Raw genomic sequence first — 18899 nt, forward strand, 5'->3', positions numbered from 1 at the left:
CATCCTTCAAAGCATATAAGGTGTTTATATTACGTGCAATAAACAAAAAAGGCGTGATGTAAGTCACGCCTTTTCGTTTCTTTTATGCCGCTATGCTGCTCGTTTGGCTAATTCAGCTTTAATATAAAGTTGAATTTGCTCTTCAAGCACTGACATTGGCACTGAGCCATGACGTAATATTTGGTGGTGGAATTCGCGAATATCGAAATCTTGACCAAGTGCTTGCTCAGCTTCGTGGCGTAAACGTTTAATTGTTAGCTCACCAATTTTGTATGACAACGCTTGTGCAGGCCATGAAATATAACGGTCGGTTTCGGTCTTCACGTTATGTAATGAAAGTGCGGTGTTTTCGCTCATAAACTTCATTGCGCGTTCGCGGCTCCAGCCATACATATGCATACCTGTATCAACCACTAAACGTGCTGCACGCCACATTTCATAGGTTAAACGACCAAAATCACTGTATGGGTCTTGATAAAAGCCCGCCTCGATACCTAAAAACTCCGAATATAAGCCCCAACCTTCACCAAATGCCGACAAATATGCATTGCGGCGATAACTTGGTAATGACTCAAGTTCAGCATTTAGCGAGATTTGTAAATGATGCCCTGGTACAGCTTCGTGTAAAGTTAATGCTTCAAGAACATACAACGGGCGCTTATCTAGCGCATAAGTATTAACCCAGTAATAACCTGCTTGGTCATCACGGCGAGAACCTGAGTAACGGCCGGTTGTATATTTAGGGGCAATACTCTCTGGCACTGGCGCAACACCGTACGGCATTCTTGGCAAGGTGTGGAATAACTTAGGTAACTGCGCATCCATTTTCTTGGCGATGTAAGACGCTTCTTTTAGCAAATCTTTAGGTGTTTTTGCGTAAAATTGCGGATCAGTACGTAAAAAGTGCACAAAATCAGCAAACGAGCCTTCAAAGCCTACTTTCTCAATAATTTTTTCCATTTCTGCACGAATACGCGCAACTTCTTGTAAACCCAGCTCATGGATTTCTTTTGGCGTCATATCTGTGGTGGTGTAGTACTTAGCGCGATTTTCGTAAAACGCTTTGCCATTCGGCGTACTTGAAATACCAATATCTGTACGTGCACCCGGTTGATACTCATTGTTAAAGAAAGTTAAGTAACCTTGATATGCCGGAATAACTTGTTCTTTGATAATGGTTTGCGCTTGCTTTTGTAGCGCTGCAAACTCGCTATCACTTAAACCTGCCGTGTTATTTAAAAATGGTTTGTAAAATTCAGACTGTGTCGCATCATCAACAATATAAGCCGTGATTGAGTCTTGATAACCTTCTAAAACAGCCTTTGGTTGGGTTAGACCCACTTCAAGACCTTTACGCATCCAGCCGATATTTTGCGAAAAATAGCGGGGAATTTGCTGTAATTTAGCAAGATATAGCTGGTAATCTTGTGGTTTTGTGTAATCTGAGCTTGATATCATAAATGATAGGCTAGAATGGAAGCCATACTCAGATGTCAGCGGCATATAGTGCGCATTAAACACATATTCATCGACACTATTTTGCACTTGGCCACGCAAAATAGTCAGGTTAATGCGGTTTTCTTCCGATAACTTATCACGGTCGATAGCGTCTAGCTCGGCAAGTAACTCAGTATTCTTCTTGTATTTTTGTTCTAAAAATTCAGCCGATAGATTTTCTAATAAATAACCATCAACGCCATTTTCTTTACCATATGGGCTGATGCTTTGGCGGTAATTAACAATATTTTCGGCTACTTGAGTAAATTGCTGATCAGCATCAATATTTGTTACTTGGCAAGCGCTTAAAGTACAAGCTAAAGCAACCGCAATAACAGAACGGTTTAAAGTTCGCGACAGTGTTTGTTTCATAGCATTCTTTTTAGTTTTAATCAGTATCGCTAAAGTAGCGCAGCACTGGCTAAAACCCAAGCAAATGCGACCAAGCTCAGGTTAAATACGCTCAAATTAACAGCGTTGTGTAAATAAGAATGAGCAAGGTTTAAGCAATTTTTAATTACACTTGTTAAAGTTGTTGAGAAAATCAGCTAATAGACACAAACGAAACAAATTTAAGTTCCAAAATTAGCGATTTTGCTTTTAAATAGACTGATTACAGATTACTGTAGACTCAGTATTTATGCTTGGAAGCAAATAAACTTTACGGAAGAGATGATTAATTGGTTGATATGCGTATTTAGTGGTATTGAAAAATGATGTTCCATGATCCCATGGCTATTGCTCAAGAAAAAATGACAAAGGTATGTATCTTTTTAGAACATCATGCATTACCGCCGTCACCACTTAACTACCAAGTTGTTTACACCTACGTCAGTCAGTCTAACCCAAAACTTAACGCCGCTATTGACCGTGCCATCGCACAAAGAAAAACCATCGATTGTGTCTATGTAGAACAGCTTTATTTCGATTTTATAGAGCAAGGCCATAAAATGAAAACCGCCATTGTTCGCAACGTTGACTCAGTCATTAACACTCTTTCACGTAATGCTAGCAATAACGAACAAAATATTGTGCGCTTTGCAGATCAAGTTAGTGACTGTGTGCATTCAATCGATGAAAACAATATTGAGCAAACGCGTCACGCATTAAAAATGCTCAGTAAGCAATCAGAAGTGCTGCTCAACCAGCACCGTCAATTTAAGCAAGAAATAGCAAAAGCCAAATCACTGCAAGAAAAAACCCAAAAACAACTCACTCAATTACGCAAACAACACATTACCGACCAACAAACAGGCTTATATAAGCGCCATTACTTGAATCAACAAACCCAACTTTGGGTTGGCCAAAATAAAGCGGTTTGTGCTATCTCTATTCACATTGAGAACTTAAACCATTTTATTGAAAACTATGGCGATGTCATTGGTGAGGTCATTTTAAATAAAGTCGCCAAGCAAGTGCAAAAATACGTACAAGAAAGCGGTTTACCTGGGCGCACGAGTAAAGATGAATTTACCATCTTACTTGCTGATATAGAGCCTGAAACTGCAAACTTAATTGCCGAAAAAGTACGAAATGGCGTAGAAAAGCTGCGCTTTGTCAGCTCAAAAAATGGCACCAAACTTCCAGCTATCACTCTGGCCCTAGGCATCGCTAAACATGAAGGCGATGGCGACTTTAACAGCTTAGCCCGTAAAGCCTCTTTAGCGGCCGCTAAAGCCAAGTCACTTGGACAAAGTAGTTTTATTGCCGGCCAATAAAGTTCAAAACTGCGCTAAGTCATGAAAAGCCATGCTAATCTGATGATTTAGTTATAATCAAATTGCACCCCACAGCTACAATCAAGTACACTAGTCTTTATTGCCACGATAGAGATTAATCATGAACGAGAATCAAGAAAAGACCACGCATTTTGGCTATAAAACCGTTGCTGAAAACGACAAAGCATCAATGGTTGCAGATGTATTCCACTCAGTCGCTGCAAAGTATGACGTAATGAATGATCTTATGTCGTTCGGTATTCATCGTTTATGGAAACGCCAAACTATTGCAAGTTCAGGTGTTCGCAAAGGTCACTATGTATTAGATCTTGCCGGCGGTACAGGTGATTTAACCTCTAAATTTAGTCAGTTAGTGGGTGAAACCGGTCAGGTTATCTTAGGCGATATTAACTCTTCAATGCTGAAAGTTGGCCGTGAGAAACTTCGTAACCTTGGTCGTGTTGGCAATATCGAATATGTTCAAATGAATGCAGAAGCATTGCCATTTCCTGATAACAGCTTCGACTTAATTACAATTGCCTTTGGTCTTCGTAACGTGACCGATAAAGATAAAGCTCTGCGTTCAATGTATCGTATTCTTAAGCCTGGTGGCCGTTTACTCGTGCTTGAGTTCTCAAAACCAGAACAAGAGATATTAAGCAAAGCCTACGATTTCTACTCATTTAATATCTTACCTAAGATGGGTGAGCTGGTTGCGAATGATGGCGAGTCTTATCAATATCTTGCTGAATCAATCCGTATGCATCCAGATCAAGAAACATTAAAAGGCATGATGGAAGATGCAGGTTTTGAACAAACCAGTTATCAAAACCTTACTGGCGGTATTGTTGCCCTTCACCGTGGTTTTAAATACTAAAAATTCTGTAAATTAAGTAGGTAACGCGATGTTAGCAAACGCTCTGTTATCACTAGTCGAACGAATCATTAATCAACTGCTGCATTTAGACCCTCAGTTAAAGGGTAAGCTTACTGCAATTGCTGATAAACAGCTGTTGATTGAGATACGTGATTGGCAACAGTCAATTTTGTGCGTTTACAGCGACGAGCAAATTCACTTATACAGTACGCAAGAGCGTAGTTTTGATTGCATGATCAGCGCCGATATCGACACCTTGTTGGCGCTTAAAGATCCATCAATGCTCACGCAACTAATTCGCCAAGATAAGCTCGACTTACAAGGCGATTTAAATCTTGCACAAGGTTTCAGTAATGCATTTGCTGAGCTTGATATTGATTGGCCAGAACATTTTTCTCGGTACATTGGCGATGCCCCAGCACAACAGTTGTGGCTCTCTATTCAAGCTTTAAAACGTCGTGGCTCACAAACGAAAAGTAAGTTAGAAAACACCTTAACAACGCTTTGCCAAGATGAGTTAGCAGTGACTATACACCCGCTTGAGCTTGCTGAATTTAAACAGCAAAACCGCCAATTAAAAAGCCAAGTATCTCAATTAGAGATGCGAATTAACGCGCTGTTACAGTCTCGCTAATGCGCTAAGGAACTTGTGTGTCGTCTGCTCGTCTTTATTACATCACTAAAACCCTACTGAGCTATGGCTTAGACGAATTAATTCCACGTAAACGAGTGCCTTGGTTTGCCAAACTCGCCCGTGGCAGCTTATTTTGGTTACGTAACCAACATAAAGATAAACCTGCAGGTATGCGCTTACGACTTGCTCTGCAAGAGCTTGGCCCTGTATGGATCAAGTTTGGCCAAATGCTTTCAACACGCCGTGATTTACTCCCTCATGATGTCGCATTAGAGCTTGCACTACTACAAGATCAGGTTGAACCTTTTGAAGGTGAACTTGCCCAGCAGCTTATCGAAAAAGCGCTGGGTATTAATGATATTAGTGAATTGTTTAGTGATTTTTCGCAAACACCTTTAGCATCAGCCTCGATTGCACAAGTTCACACGGCAACCTTAATTGATGAGCATGGCGCACCACAAGATGTGGTAATTAAAGTCATTCGCCCTAACATTAAAGAGCAAATTGATGCCGACTTAATGCTAATGCAAAAAGTCGCGCGCTTAGTTGCTAAGCTATTAAAAGAAGCCAAACGTTTACGCCCTATTGAGGTAGTAAACGAGTACAAAAAAACCTTGCTCGATGAGCTCGACTTAATGCGTGAAGGGGCGAATGCGATTCAGCTACGCCGTAACTTTGAAGACTCAGATTCACTCTACATTCCTTTTGTTTACAGTGACTACAGCCGCAGTAACGTATTAGTAATGGAGCGCATTTACGGTATTCCGGTATCAGATACCGACGCATTGCTGGCACAAAATACCAATATGCAGCTACTAGCTGAGCGTGGTGTCGAAGTGTTTTTCACACAAGTATTTCGTGATAGTTTCTTCCACGCTGATATGCACCCGGGTAATATTTTCGTTTCTCGCGAAAACCCTCATAACCCAAAATATATCGGTATTGATTGCGGTATTGTAGGCACCCTTAATCGTGAAGATAAGCGCTATTTAGCAGAAAACTTTATTGCCTTTTTTAACCGTGATTACCGCCAAGTAGCACAACTACACGTTGATTCTGGCTGGGTACCCGCCGATACCAGCATTGAAGAGTTTGAGTTTGCCATTCGTACTGTGTGTGAGCCAATTTTCAATAAACCACTGGCCGAAATCTCGTTTGGCCATGTGTTAGTCAACCTGTTTAATACGGCTCGTCGCTTTAATATGCAAGTTCAACCGCAATTAGTGTTACTGCAAAAGACGCTGTTGTATGTTGAAGGCCTTGGCAGACAACTGTATCCGCAGCTTGATTTATGGAAAACCGCTAAACCTTTTCTAGAAGATTGGGTCAAAGAACAAGTTGGTCCGCTTGCAGTAATGAAAAAAATGTATGCGAACTTGCCATTTTGGGCAGAAAAAATGCCTGAATTACCTGATTTAATTTATCAAAACTTAAAGCGTCAACAACAACCTGTACAATTGCCAGCGCCGCAATCTGCTAAACCTTTGTTACTCAGCATCTTTGCTGGCAGCTGCTTGATTGTTTCAGGCTTATGTTATTTGCAGCATGACTTAGTTGCCACTGCAATTACCGCAGGCTTTGCTGTAGCAGGCTTTATTGCAGCATGGCGTAGCGCATAAACTAAGTGCTATTTATGTTTTGGTGAGTATAATCGAGACAAGTCTATTCGATAAATTTGAAAAAACGGAGTAACCCATGGGTTTTGGTGGTATCAGTATTTGGCAATTAATCATTATTTTGGCAATCATCGTATTGTTATTTGGCACAAAAAAACTTCGTGGCATCGGCGGTGATTTAGGTAGCGCAGTAAAAGGCTTTAAAAAAGCCGTATCTGATGATGACCAAGCTAGCGCTAAAAGCGAACAAATAGAACAAGCTTCTAACACGCAAAACAAAGAAACCGTAGAGAAAAGCAAAGACGACCATAAGGCTTAATCAACATGGGGATGTGGGAACTTGTTGTCGTACTGATCGTGGGTCTAATTGTATTAGGCCCAGAGCGCTTGCCTGTGGCAATTCGCACGGTTAGCCGCTGGGTAAAAACCTTAAAGTCAGTCGCCAACTCAGTGAAAGCAGAAGTGAACGAAGAACTCCGTATCCATGAGCTTCACGAAAACTTAAAAAAAGCAGAGCAACAAAACTTGCAAGAACTATCTCCAGATCTGCAGGACTCTGTAAACGAACTTCAAAAGGCTGCTCAGTCAGTCACCCACAGTTACAAAAAAGACACGCCTGAAAAAGCAGAAAGTAACAATAATGACGAAAAAAAGTGAATTTAATCTCTGCTTTTGTGGTCAATAACAATGATGATGAATAGTAAACTATGACCGAGCAAGCTCACACAGGCTTTGTTGGCCACTTAATTGAGTTACGAAATCGACTCATGAAAGCTTTGTTAAGCATTTTGCTAATATTTATCGCCTTGGTGTACTTTGCCAACGATATATATAGCTTTGTTGCAGCACCACTTATTGCAAACTTGCCTAGCACTGCCACCATGATCGCAACGGATGTAACGGCACCTTTTTTTGCACCGTTTAAACTCACCTTATTTGTGGCGTTATTTGCTGCTATTCCTATGATACTGCACCAAGTTTGGAGTTTTATAGCACCTGGCTTGTATCAACATGAAAAGCGTATGCTAATGCCAATTTTGGCCTCTAGCATTTTGCTATTTTATAGTGGTATCGCATTTTGCTACTTTGTGGTGTTACCTATTATTTTAGGTTTTTTCACTAACACTGGCCCTGATATGATGACATTAGCGCCTGATATTAGTAGCTACTTAAGTTTTGCTTTAAAACTATTTTTTGCTTTTGGTATTGCCTTTGAAATACCTGTTGCCATCATGCTGTTATGCTGGAGTGGCGCAACAACAACGAAAAGTTTAAAAGAAAAACGACCTTATATCGTGGTAGGTGTATTTGTGGTTGCCATGTTTTTAACACCTCCTGATGTACTGTCACAAACATTACTAGCATTACCCATGCTGTTATTATTTGAATTAGGTTTAATTTTGGCTGCATTTTATACCGCCAAACCTCAACAGGAATCAGAGGAATAAATGAAAAAACAACTCATTCCATTCGTTGCACTGTTAACGATTACTGGCACTGCACAAGCAAACGAAGTTAACTTACAAGCATTGCAAGCCTGTACTTTTGTTGAAAATGATTTTAACCGCTTACTTTGTTACGACAACGTGATGGCAGGTAAATCACTATCAAAGCCTGCGACAAAGAAACAAATTGAACAACCTGTTGCAAGCTCAGCTGCAGCTGCTTCCCCAGCACCTGTTGCCGCAGCAGGAGCAACAAATGAACAAATCGTAAGAACAAAAAATGAAGACTTTGGTTTAGAGCATAAAGAAGTTGCTAAAGTAAACGATGACCAAATTAGCGCTAGTGTAAAAAGCGTGAAAAAAGCCCCTTACGGTGAACTCATCATCGAACTTGATAATGGTCAACAATGGCGTCAAGTTGGCTCTGATAGCTTACGTCTAAAAAAACAAGATGTTGTGGTTATTGAACGTGGCGTTTTCAATTCTTTCCTTTTAAAAGTTGAAGGCCAAAACCGTTCGATTCGTGTAAAGCGCACTAACTAATGAGCATTTCGCTGGTTGATGCTGGCGTCAACTTAAGCAATCATCAATTTGATGATATTCATGAAGCTGTGTTACAACGTGCCGCTGAGGCAAATGTAACGCAGCTGCTTCTTATCGGCTGCGATCTGCAAAGTAGCCAAGCCTCTCTTAACCTCGCCAAACAATTTAAGCAATTTTGCACTGCGGGGGTTCACCCTCATGATGCAAAAACCGCCGACGAACACCTTGAAGAACACTTAACAACGCTTAGCCAAAACCAGGAAGTAGTTGCTATTGGTGAATGTGGCCTCGATTACAATCGTGACTTTTCTCCTCGGGACGTTCAGCGCAGCGTTTTTAGACGCCAACTGCAGCTAGCTGAGCAGCTGAATATGCCAGTGTATTTGCATGAGCGAGATGCTAGTGAAGATATGCTCGCAATTTTAAGTGACTTCAAAGTACGAGGCGTATTGCACTGCTTTACGGGGGATGAAAAAGCGCTACAAAGTTACCTAGCAATGGGGCTTTATATCGGTGTTACGGGCTGGGTCTGCGATGAACGCCGTGGTGAGCAACTTCAAGCCTTAGTGCCATCAATCCCTTTAGATCGCTTGTTAATCGAGACTGATGCGCCTTTTTTAATGCCAAGAAATATTAGACCAAGACCGAAGTCTCGTCGCAATGAACCTCAGAACCTTCCTTATGTGTGTCAGCAAATTGCTGATTTAAAAGGCTGTGAATTTACTGAAGTGGCAAAACAAACTACACTAAACTTTCAACAATTATTTTCCATAAAGGGTTAAGATGAAGCGCCTATGGTCACTTTGTGGCGTACTCTTCGTTTTTTTATTTACTCCTTATTCATTGGCTAACCCACTTATTGTTAGCTCACAATTTAAGTCTCAACATACGCTAAATGTTGAGTACACCCTTGATCCTATTACTCAACAACAAGCGTTTAGCAATGCTAATGTAAAATGGCTGAAAAACCGAGGTGAAACCTTAAATCTAGGCATGACTTTAAAGCCTCTGTGGCTCAAGCTATCGATAAAAAACACATCGTTAAATGATGTCCCCCTGATATTATCGATAGATAACCCTTTACTAGATGAAGTAAGCGTCTTTCATCTGCAAGGTGGGCATGTGTTATTTAACACCAAAATTGGTGACGCCGTTCCTTTAGCTAGTCGGCAAATTAAAAATGAATCGCTGCTAGCCTCATTAACTATTCCAAAAGCCAGCCATTCCGAAATCTTCCTCAAAGTTAAAAACAATGGTGGTTTAAGAGTGCCCCTAAGCCTTTGGAGCCCCTCTGAATATCTAAAACATAAAAGTAAGTTCAATTTATTATACGGCTTATTAGTCGGTTTTATTTTATCTCTCGCACTCACTAATTTAGTGCTTTATGGCTTCTCTAGACGCCGCTATTTCGCCTACACAGGGTTATTACTTACCTTACTTTGGTTGTCGCTAGCCTACCTTTATGGCTATGGTTATCGTTACTTACAACCGAGCGGTTCATCGTTTCAACAGTTAACTATTCCGACTCTATTTTTTATCTGTGGTGCGTTATTTGTGCCCTTGCAAGGCTATATATTCGGCTTTACCAAATCTCGCTTAAATCGCTTTCAGTATTGGCTAGCGTGGGCGGTTGTACTTATTACTGTAACAATGTGGTTCTTACCTATTCATATTACTATTACACTTTGCTTATTAAGTTTACCTGTGGTGCTTATCATCTTTGCAAGTATTGCTCTAAAGCAGTTTAACCGTGAGTATAAACAGCCTTGTAGCGCTTTTCTAATCGCCCTATTCGCTTTCTTCTGCGCCATTATTTACAGCGCACTTGGGGTATTTAACCCGTTTAATTTAAATATCGGAGTGCTGTCACTTACCTTTATTTGCTTTTTGGTTTGTAGCTTAAGTTTAAGCTATGCAGTTATAAAACTGTTTTTGATGCAGCGCGATGCTGAAGTTGCAGCACAACAAAATGCCTTAGCTGAGAGCAAAGCTAAAGATACTTTAATGCGCGAGCGCCTTGAACTGCAAGAACAAGCTCGCCAAGACCTTGAAGCGAATATCGAGGAGCGTACCTTTGAGTTACAAGTGACATTACGCGAGCTTGAAGAGAAAAACCGAGAGCTTGAACAACTCAATATGGAAGACTCGCTGACAAAAACCAAGAACCGCCGTTACTTCGATAAAAAGCTACTAATGGATATTCGCCGCTCGCGACGTGAACAAACACCTTTAGCCATCATCATGTTAGATATTGACCATTTCAAAGTAATTAATGACACCTACGGTCATTTAACCGGTGATCAAACCATTCAATCAGCTGCCGATGTCATTAAACAGCACCTGAAACGACCTCTCGATGAAGTGGCGCGCTACGGCGGCGAAGAATTTGTCGTGCTGTTGCCTAATACGCCACTGATAGGTGCATTAGAAATTGCCGAACAAATACGCAAAGCAGCCCAAAATACTGATATAATAGTTGCCGGAACAACGATTAAATTTACTTTGAGTGCAGGTGTTTACAGCGCAATTGCTGAAGACATTAATAACCCAAGTTTATTCACTGACTATGCCGACAAAGCCTTATATCATGCCAAGCAAACAGGTCGAAATCGCGTAGTGAGTTATCCTCTACCAGACTAGGAGTATACAAAGCATGGCCCAATCAGGACTCGACCTTTTCCCTTATACACGTATGCGCCGCATGCGTCGTGATGACTTCTCTCGTCGCCTAATGGCTGAAAACCAACTAACAGTTAATGACCTTATTTTTCCTGTATTCGTGTTAGAAGGTAAAAACCGCCGCGAAGCTATTGAGTCTATGCCTGGCATTGAACGTCTTTCTATCGATTTACTACTTGAAGAAGCAAAAGAGCTTGTTGAATTAGGTGTTCCTGCAGTGGCTATTTTCCCGGTAACACCGAGCGATAAAAAATCTCTACTTGCTGAAGAAGCCTATAACCCAGATGCATTAGCACAACGCACTGTTCGCGCACTTAAAGAAGCTTTTCCTACATTAGGTGTGATCACAGATGTTGCACTTGACCCATTCACCGTTCATGGTCAAGACGGCATTATCGATGAAGACGGTTATGTGATTAACGATGTAACAACTGAAATTTTAGTTAAACAAGCGCTATCGCATGCCGAAGCGGGTGCGGATGTAGTTGCACCATCAGACATGATGGATGGACGTATTGGTGCAATTCGTGAAGCACTCGAAGCCGAGGGCCATATCCACACTCGTATCATGGCTTACTCTGCTAAATACGCCTCTAGCTATTATGGCCCATTCCGTGATGCGGTAGGTTCTGCAGGCAACTTAAAAGGTGCCGACAAAAAGACCTATCAAATGGACCCTGCGAACTCTGATGAAGCAATTCGTGAAGTAGCCCTCGATCTGCAAGAAGGTGCAGACATGGTGATGGTAAAACCAGGTATGCCTTATTTAGATGTAGTACGCCGCGTAAAAGATGAGTTTGGTGTACCCACTTTTGCTTACCAAGTAAGTGGTGAATATGCCATGCATAAAGCAGCCATTGATAACGGCTGGCTTGCAGAAGAAGCAGTAATCATGGAATCATTACTAGCATTTAAACGTGCTGGCGCTGATGGCATCCTGACTTATTTTGCAAAACAAGCAGCTATTTGGTTAAAAAATAACTAATCTAAAGTAAATGTTCTAAAAATTGGTAATTATTCCTATTTTATTAACATTTTGTATTTAATTTGTCATAGATTTTTCTTAAAGTACTGTGTCCCATATTGGGACTTTTATAATACATACACGGGAAAAATAATGATAAATACAAAATTAACGCCGCTCGCGCTTGTGATTGCAAGCCTGAGCGCACCTGCTTCTGCCAACCTAATCATCTCTGAATACGTTGAAGGAAGCTCTAACAATAAAGCGGTAGAGCTTTACAACACTTCTGGTGCTGAGCTATCGCTTGACGGTTACACCATCTCTTTATACTCAAATGGTAACGGCGATCTAGCAGATCCTAATAACAGCTTAGCTTTAACCGGTACTCTTGCAGCAAACGCAACTTACGTTATTGTTAATGCAAGCTCTGCAGATGAGTTAAAAGCCAACGCGGACACTGAATCAACAATCACTTATTTCAACGGTGATGACGCATTAGTGCTAACTAAAGACGGTGCAATTGTTGATAGCTTTGGTCAACTGGGCGTAGATCCAGGTTCAGCATGGGATGAAGGCGGCGTTTCAACACAAAATAAAACACTTCGCCGTAAAGCTTCAATCACTTCAGGCCGTACTGATGCAACCTCAGCGTTTAACCCAAGCGATGAGTGGGAGCAATTCGACCAAGACGATTTCAGCAATATAGGTCAATATGGTGAGAGCACAGAGCCAACGCCTGAACCAGAGCCAGTCACTCCTCTTGAGTGTGGTGCAGAAAAAACCTTAATCAGCGCAATTCAAGGTGAAGGCGGCGACAGCCCTCTTATCGACACTGAAGTAGAAGTTGAAGGTGTTGTGACGGCTGACTTCCAAGGTGATGATCAACTAAAAGGCTTCTTCATTAGCTCACTTACTGCTGATATTGATGAAAACCCACTTACTTCTGAAGGTGTATTCGTTTATTTCGCAGATACCGACGTTGCTGTTGGTGACCATGTGCGTGTTAAAGGTAGCGTGGCTGAATACTACAGCGCAACACAACTAGGCGATGTTAGCCAAGTTGAGATCTGTGCGACAGGTTTATCTACTGACGCAACCGCTATCACTTTACCTGTTGATGACGTGGCAGACCTTGAAGCTTACGAAGGTATGTTAGTGACCATAGATCAACCTTTAGTCGTTAATAACAACTACGGTCTTGGTCGCTATGGTGAAGTTGACTTAGGTACTGAGCGTTTATACCAAGGTACTCAAGTTGCACTACCAGGTGATGCAGCAAATGCTGTTGAAACTGAAAACCTGAAAAAACAAATCTTAATCGACGATGGTTCAACAAAGCAAAACCTTGATCCTATTGCCTACCCAGGTACGGGCCTTGATGCCTATAACACGTTACGTTTAGGCGATACTGTTAATACGATTACGGGTGTAATGGGTTACAGCTTCGACCGTTACCGTATTCACCCAACAGTACAACCTGAATTCACTGCAACTAACCCTCGTACAGATGCTCCAGAGCTTAACGAAGATGCAGACCTACGTGTTGCAAGCTTCAACGTATTAAACTATTTCAATGGTGATGGCCAAGGCGCAGGCTTCCCTACTAGCCGTGGTGCTGATAGCGAAGAAGAGCTGATTCGCCAAGAAGCTAAATTAGTTAGCGCAATTACAGCTATTAACGCTGATGTTATTGGCTTAATGGAAATCGAAAATGACGGTTTCGGTGAAAATAGCGCTATTGCTAGCTTAGTATCTGCACTTAATGATGAAGATGCAGAAAATACCTACGCATTTGTTGATTTCGGTGTTGACCAAATTGGTACTGATGCAATCACAACAGCACTGATTTATCGATCAAATAAAGTATCTGAAGTTGGTAAGGCTGCTCATACTACAGTAGAACCTTTCGATTACAGTAATCGCCCGCCAATTGCACAAAGCTTCCAATCTCTTGAAAGCGAAGAAATCTTCACTGTTGCCGTTGCCCATCTAAAATCTAAAGGCGGCTGTGGTAGCGCTGAAGGTAATAATGCTGACTTAGGCGATGGTCAAGCATGTTGGAATGAAATCCGTGTTGCGGGTGCAAATGCATATGCTGATTGGTTAGCAACTTACCCAACTGAAGTTGAAGATGAAGATATCATCCTAGTCGGTGATATGAACGCTTATGCGATGGAAGATCCTATCCGTGCATTTGCAGATAAAGGTCTGAAGAGTGCGGTTGCTGAACTAGACGGCGACACATTAGGTTACTCTTATAGCTTCTCTGGCCGCATTGGTAGCCTTGACCACGCACTAGTCTCTGAATCTATGCTTGCTAAAGTTGTCGCTGCTACGGATTGGCATATCAATGCCGATGAACCAATCAGCCTAGACTACAACCTTGAGTATAAGTCATCGACACAACAAGCTAGCCTATACTCTGACAATGCATACCGCGCATCTGATCACGACCCAGTGATTGTTGATATTCAATCTGCAGAGCCTATTCCTGCAGAGCAGGCACCAGTAATCGAAGCAAGTCAATCATTCGAAATCGTAGAAAATAGTGAAATTGGCGCTGTGATTGGCCAACTAGTTTTCTCTGATGGTGATGCTGATTACACCCCAGTAGTAAGCTTTAGCATTGAAGGTGAGCATGCTGATGCGATTGCAATTAGTGCTGCAGGTGAAATCACAGTGGCTAAAGAGCTAGACTTCGAAGAAGAAGACAAGCTTACGCTGATGATCCGTGCTGAAGATAGCGCAGGTAACCTATCAGAAGCACAACTGCTATACATCAACATCACAAACGATGAAGCTGATGATGAAGTAGAAGATGTAGCTGAAGAAGTTGAAGAAGAAACAGAAGAAGAGTCAAAAGACGATGATTCTGGTTCATTTGCCTGGTTAAGCTTACTTGCTTTACCATTTGCACTTCGTCGTCGTATGAAAAAATAAACGACACTGCATATGAATAAGGCCGCATTTCGCGGCCTTTTTTATTTCAGTTCACTTAATTTAGCATTATTGAGGCTTGCTAGTATTAGGCTTTACATTGCAGATTAGGCTTTATGGCACAACCTGCTTTTGACTTATAGAGCTTAGCAATGTCAATCTGTTGCTGCTCATCAATCTGCCAGTTCATAAACTGGTGTGTTTTACCATTCGCTAAGGTAATTTTAAATACTGTGATGAATGCCATTGGGTTAAATTCAACAGTGACAATATCTTCAGCGTTGATGTAACGCTTACCTAATCCTCGCGAATAACAAATCCCCGCCTTGTAACAGTGTAAGAAGCGCAATTCTAAAAAATTTAATAGAGTAATAAATAGCAGAACAGGCAACAATAGCATCAAAATTGATGCTCCTAGCAAAGTAACGCTTAATGCAACAAGAATAGCCAGTGCTATCTTGCTTCCCTGTAGAGTCCAATTAGGACTTAACTTAATCGTTTTCATGAGTATATTTCTATAGTTGTAATATTTAATAAGCAGACGTTTAATACAAAATGATTAAAAAATCATTCGGGCGCCATTTTACATAGACTAAAAAAGGTACACAAGGTACAAAAAAGCACTTTTTTACTAGAACAAAGTAATTAGCTTACAACTTACTAATAACCTTATATATTTCTTGAAAATGAAATTTGTATTAAAATCGTACAATTTAAGAGCAGCAGCACTTAAATCGTATTAGCTATTTAGAAAATACTTTAAAAGTGCGATATCTGTACCGGTACATTAATAACTCAAAGCTGAATGGTTAATTAACATACAAAGGAAAGAAATGATTACTTTGTAATCGAAAAAATTACGACAATACATTTACGATTTTTAGGCAATAAAAAACCCGCAACAAGTGCGGGTTTTTTTAAAAGAAGTTAAGAAGCTAATTACTTAGCAGCTTTTTTCTCTTTTTCTGCAGCGATTACTGTTTCAGCAACGTTTGCAGGACATGGTGCGTAGTGTGAGAACTCCATAGAGAACTGACCACGACCAGAAGTGATAGTACGTAAGTGGCCGATGTAACCGAACATTTCAGAAAGTGGTACATCACCCTTGATGCGAACGCCCATTGCGCCAGCTTCTTGGTCTTTGATCATACCACGACGACGGTTAAGGTCACCGATTACGTCACCTACGTTGTCTTCCGGAGTGAATACGTCAACTTTCATGATTGGCTCAAGAAGTTGTGCACCCGCTTTAGGGATAGACTGACGGAAAGCGCCTTTAGCAGCGATTTCGAACGCGATTGCTGATGAGTCAACTGCGTGGAAAGCACCGTCGAAAAGCTCAACTTCAACGTCTAATACTGGGAAGCCAGCTAGAACACCTTCTTGCATCATTGATGCGAAGCCTTTCTCAACTGCAGGCCAGAATTCTTTAGGTACGTTACCACCAACAACTGATGAAGAGAACGTGAAGCCTGAGTTTTGCTCGCCTGGCTTGATGCGGTAATCGATCTTACCGAATTGACCAGAACCACCAGATTGTTTCTTATGCGTGTAGCTATCTTCGATTTCTTTCGTGATAGTTTCACGGTAAGCAACCTGAGGTTGACCAACAACTAGGTCTACGCCGTAAGTACGCTTAAGGATATCTACTTTGATATCTAAGTGAAGCTCACCCATACCTTTAAGGATGGTTTCGCCTGAATCTTCGTCAGTTTCAACTTGGAATGAAGGATCTTCTGCAACCATCTTACCGATCGCGATACCCATCTTCTCGTTACCGCCTTTGTCTTTAGGAGCAACAGCGATTGAGATTACTGGATCAGGGAAGATCATCGCTTCAAGTGTACATTCGTGCTTAGGATCACAAAGAGTGTGACCAGTTTGAACGTTCTTCATACCAACAACAGCGATGATGTCACCCGCTTGTGCTTCAGTAAGTTCGTTACGCTCGTCAGCTTGCATCTCAACCATACGGCCGATACGCTCTGTTTTACCAGTTGCTGAGTTAAGGATTGTGTCACCTTTCTTCATGCGACCAGCGTAGATACGGATGAACGTAAGTGCACCGAAACGGTCGTCCATGATTTTGAACGCTAACGCTTTAAGTGGCTCATCTGCAGAAACAGTTGCTACTTCACCAGTAGGCTCACCAGTTTCAGGATCAGTTAGAGGTTGTGGGTCAACTTCTGTAGGCGAAGGTAGGTAATCTACAACCGCGTCTAGTACTAACTGCATACCTTTGTTTTTGAATGCAGAACCACAGTATGTTGGGAAGAACGCAAGATCACGAGTACCTTTACGGATACAACGTTTGATGTCTTCTAGAGAAGGCTCTTCACCTTCCATGTAAGCCATCATTAGGTCTTCGTCTTGCTCAACAGCAGACTCAACAAGCATCTCATGGTATTCATCAACTTTGTCTACCATGTCAGCTGGAACGTCTTGTACTTCGTAGTTTTCAGGAAGACCAGTGTCATCCCAAACGTATGCTTTTTTCTCAAGTACGTCTACAACACCAGTGAATTGGTCTTCGATACCGATTGGTAAAGTCATAACTAGTGGGTTAGCACCAAGTACTTTCTCAACTTGACCAACAACACGGTAGAAATCAGCACCCATACGGTCTAGTTTGTTTACGAAGATTACACGTGCAACTTCTGATTCGTTCGCATAACGCCAGTTAGTTTCTGACTGCGGCTCAACACCACCAGAACCACAGAATACACCGATACCACCGTCTAGTACTTTAAGTGAACGGTATACTTCTACTGTGAAGTCAACGTGTCCCGGAGTATCGATAACGTTTAAGCGGTGGCCTTTCCACTCACAAGTTACAGCTGCTGATTGGATTGTAATACCGCGCTCAGCTTCTTGTTCCATGAAGTCAGTAGTAGACTCACCGTCGTGTACCTCACCAGTCTTATGAATTTTACCCGTAAGCTTAAGGATACGCTCAGTGGTGGTAGTTTTACCCGCGTCAACGTGGGCGAAAATACCAATATTTCTGTACTTCGATAAATCTGCCATTATTTTACTCTTAATAAAGTCGAAAAATTATTCGGCGGGAGTATAGCATTACTTAAAGCGAACATCACCATCGAAGTCGCTTAAAATGCAATCAATTTTATAAAATTTTTCTATGGTCAAGATAAGCGGCACTTTTTAAGGTGCCGAACAATGAATTTATGCTACTAAAATCGCTAATTTAGCGATGATTAGGTTATTAAATGATGTGATTAGCTACTTGTCATTTTATAACAGCGCTCGGGTCGCCCGATACTTCCGTAGCTCTGATCAGCACCGACTTGCTCAGCTTCAAGCAAGTATTCGAGGTAACGACGGGCTGTTGAGCGGCTTACGCCGACTAAATCACCCATTTGCTGAGCAGTAAAAGCCGTGCCAATATTCGCTCTAAAAGCTTTTAAGATCTTTTGCAAAGTAAGCTGATCAACCCCTTTTGGCAGCCTAACTGGGGCTTTTAACTGTTCTTGCGATCCAAATAAAGTATCGACCATAGATTGGGTTACTTCATCGGCATCTGACAAACATTGTTGCCTTGCTTCAAATCGCGCTAGCGCTTGATCTAAGCGATTTAGCATTAATGGTTTAACTAAGAAGTCACAGGCACCAAGCTGCATGGCTTTTTCCAGTGTTTCTACTTCTTTTGCTGCGGTTAACAGCATTACTTCGCTTTTCATTTCTTCGCGGCGTAATTCATTGAGTAAATCAAGGCCATTACCATCGGGTAAATGAATATCGAGCAAAATTAAATCGGCATTAATCGCCGATAATAACGCTTTCGCAGTGGCAAGATTGCCTGCAATACCCACAACCTGATATTGCCCCTGACGCAGTGTTTGCCGCGTCCCTTGTTGGCCAGCAACGCCATGAGGAAGTAATAAGTATTGCGCCAATAATTGAGCAACTTCTACTTCGTCTTCAACAATGACAACTGAGTAAGTCATGTTCTTTACCTTTTATTTATAGGC

General features: G+C 41.5%; 16 protein-coding genes. 12 read left to right on the forward strand and 4 right to left on the reverse strand.

Going from position 1 to position 18899, the window contains the following annotated elements; translation table 11 throughout:
* Positions 1–90: 90 nt before the first annotated feature.
* Positions 91–1869 (reverse strand): DUF885 domain-containing protein, encoded by a 1779-nt coding sequence (locus tag AOG26_RS13250; RefSeq protein ID WP_054562920.1) that lies wholly within the window; start codon positions 1867–1869, stop codon positions 91–93.
* A 359-nt stretch (positions 1870–2228) separates the two neighbouring features.
* Here AOG26_RS13250 and AOG26_RS13255 point away from each other — a divergent pair, with 359 nt between their 5' ends.
* The 12 genes from AOG26_RS13255 (at position 2229) to AOG26_RS13310 (ending at position 14913) form a co-directional block, all read left to right on the forward strand.
* Positions 2229–3215 carry a GGDEF domain-containing protein gene (locus AOG26_RS13255; protein ID WP_054563036.1) on the forward strand — a complete coding sequence of 329 codons (987 nt, stop codon included), beginning with the start codon at positions 2229–2231 and terminating at the stop codon, positions 3213–3215.
* A 121-nt stretch (positions 3216–3336) separates the two neighbouring features.
* Positions 3337–4092 carry a bifunctional demethylmenaquinone methyltransferase/2-methoxy-6-polyprenyl-1,4-benzoquinol methylase UbiE gene (gene ubiE, locus AOG26_RS13260; RefSeq protein ID WP_054562921.1) on the forward strand — a complete coding sequence of 252 codons (756 nt, stop codon included), beginning with the start codon at positions 3337–3339 and terminating at the stop codon, positions 4090–4092.
* Positions 4093–4120: 28 nt separating this feature from the next.
* Positions 4121–4726, forward strand: a complete 606-nt coding sequence (locus tag AOG26_RS13265; RefSeq protein ID WP_054562922.1) for a ubiquinone biosynthesis accessory factor UbiJ — start codon at positions 4121–4123, stop codon at positions 4724–4726.
* A gap of 17 nt (positions 4727–4743) precedes the next feature.
* Positions 4744–6345 (forward strand): ubiquinone biosynthesis regulatory protein kinase UbiB, encoded by a 1602-nt coding sequence (gene ubiB, locus AOG26_RS13270; RefSeq protein WP_054562923.1) that lies wholly within the window; start codon positions 4744–4746, stop codon positions 6343–6345.
* 76 nt (positions 6346–6421) lie between these two features.
* On the forward strand, positions 6422–6661 hold the full coding sequence (tatA, locus tag AOG26_RS13275; protein WP_054562924.1) for a Sec-independent protein translocase subunit TatA: 240 nt from the start codon (positions 6422–6424) through the stop codon (positions 6659–6661).
* 5 nt (positions 6662–6666) lie between these two features.
* The gene (gene tatB / locus AOG26_RS13280) at positions 6667–6999 is read left to right on the forward strand and encodes a Sec-independent protein translocase protein TatB (protein ID WP_054562925.1); all 333 of its coding nucleotides are present in this window, start codon (positions 6667–6669) and stop codon (positions 6997–6999) included.
* Positions 7000–7049: 50 nt separating this feature from the next.
* The gene (gene tatC, locus AOG26_RS13285) at positions 7050–7790 is read left to right on the forward strand and encodes a twin-arginine translocase subunit TatC (RefSeq protein WP_054552341.1); all 741 of its coding nucleotides are present in this window, start codon (positions 7050–7052) and stop codon (positions 7788–7790) included.
* Positions 7791–8330, forward strand: coding sequence for a hypothetical protein (locus AOG26_RS13290; RefSeq protein ID WP_054562926.1), 540 nt, complete (start codon positions 7791–7793; stop codon positions 8328–8330).
* Complete coding sequence (locus AOG26_RS13295; RefSeq protein WP_054562927.1) at positions 8330–9112, forward strand: TatD family hydrolase; 783 nt, start codon at positions 8330–8332, stop codon at positions 9110–9112. Before AOG26_RS13290 ends, AOG26_RS13295 begins: the two co-directional genes overlap by 1 nt.
* 1 nt (position 9113) lies before the next feature.
* Entirely contained in the window at positions 9114–10970 is a 1857-nt protein-coding gene (locus AOG26_RS13300; RefSeq protein ID WP_082401659.1) for a sensor domain-containing diguanylate cyclase, read from the forward strand.
* A 13-nt stretch (positions 10971–10983) separates the two neighbouring features.
* Positions 10984–11994 carry a porphobilinogen synthase gene (hemB, locus tag AOG26_RS13305; RefSeq protein ID WP_054562928.1) on the forward strand — a complete coding sequence of 337 codons (1011 nt, stop codon included), beginning with the start codon at positions 10984–10986 and terminating at the stop codon, positions 11992–11994.
* Positions 11995–12126: 132 nt separating this feature from the next.
* Complete coding sequence (locus AOG26_RS13310) at positions 12127–14913, forward strand: ExeM/NucH family extracellular endonuclease (protein ID WP_054562929.1); 2787 nt, start codon at positions 12127–12129, stop codon at positions 14911–14913.
* Between the two features lie 85 nt (positions 14914–14998).
* On the opposite strand, the gene AOG26_RS13315 is transcribed toward AOG26_RS13310, so the two are convergent.
* The 3 genes from AOG26_RS13315 to AOG26_RS13325 all read right to left on the reverse strand — a co-directional run bounded on the left by AOG26_RS13315 (position 14999) and on the right by AOG26_RS13325 (position 18875).
* The gene (locus AOG26_RS13315; RefSeq protein ID WP_130167370.1) at positions 14999–15415 is read right to left on the reverse strand and encodes a hypothetical protein; all 417 of its coding nucleotides are present in this window, start codon (positions 15413–15415) and stop codon (positions 14999–15001) included.
* 434 nt (positions 15416–15849) lie between these two features.
* Positions 15850–17937: an elongation factor G gene (gene fusA / locus AOG26_RS13320; protein ID WP_054562931.1), complete on the reverse strand. Its 2088-nt coding sequence runs from the start codon at positions 17935–17937 to the stop codon at positions 15850–15852.
* A 209-nt stretch (positions 17938–18146) separates the two neighbouring features.
* Entirely contained in the window at positions 18147–18875 is a 729-nt protein-coding gene (locus AOG26_RS13325) for a response regulator (RefSeq protein ID WP_054562932.1), read from the reverse strand.
* Positions 18876–18899: the final 24 nt, after the last annotated feature.

It is taken from the genome of Pseudoalteromonas sp. UCD-33C (assembly GCF_001306895.1).
Taxonomy (GTDB): domain Bacteria; phylum Pseudomonadota; class Gammaproteobacteria; order Enterobacterales; family Alteromonadaceae; genus Pseudoalteromonas.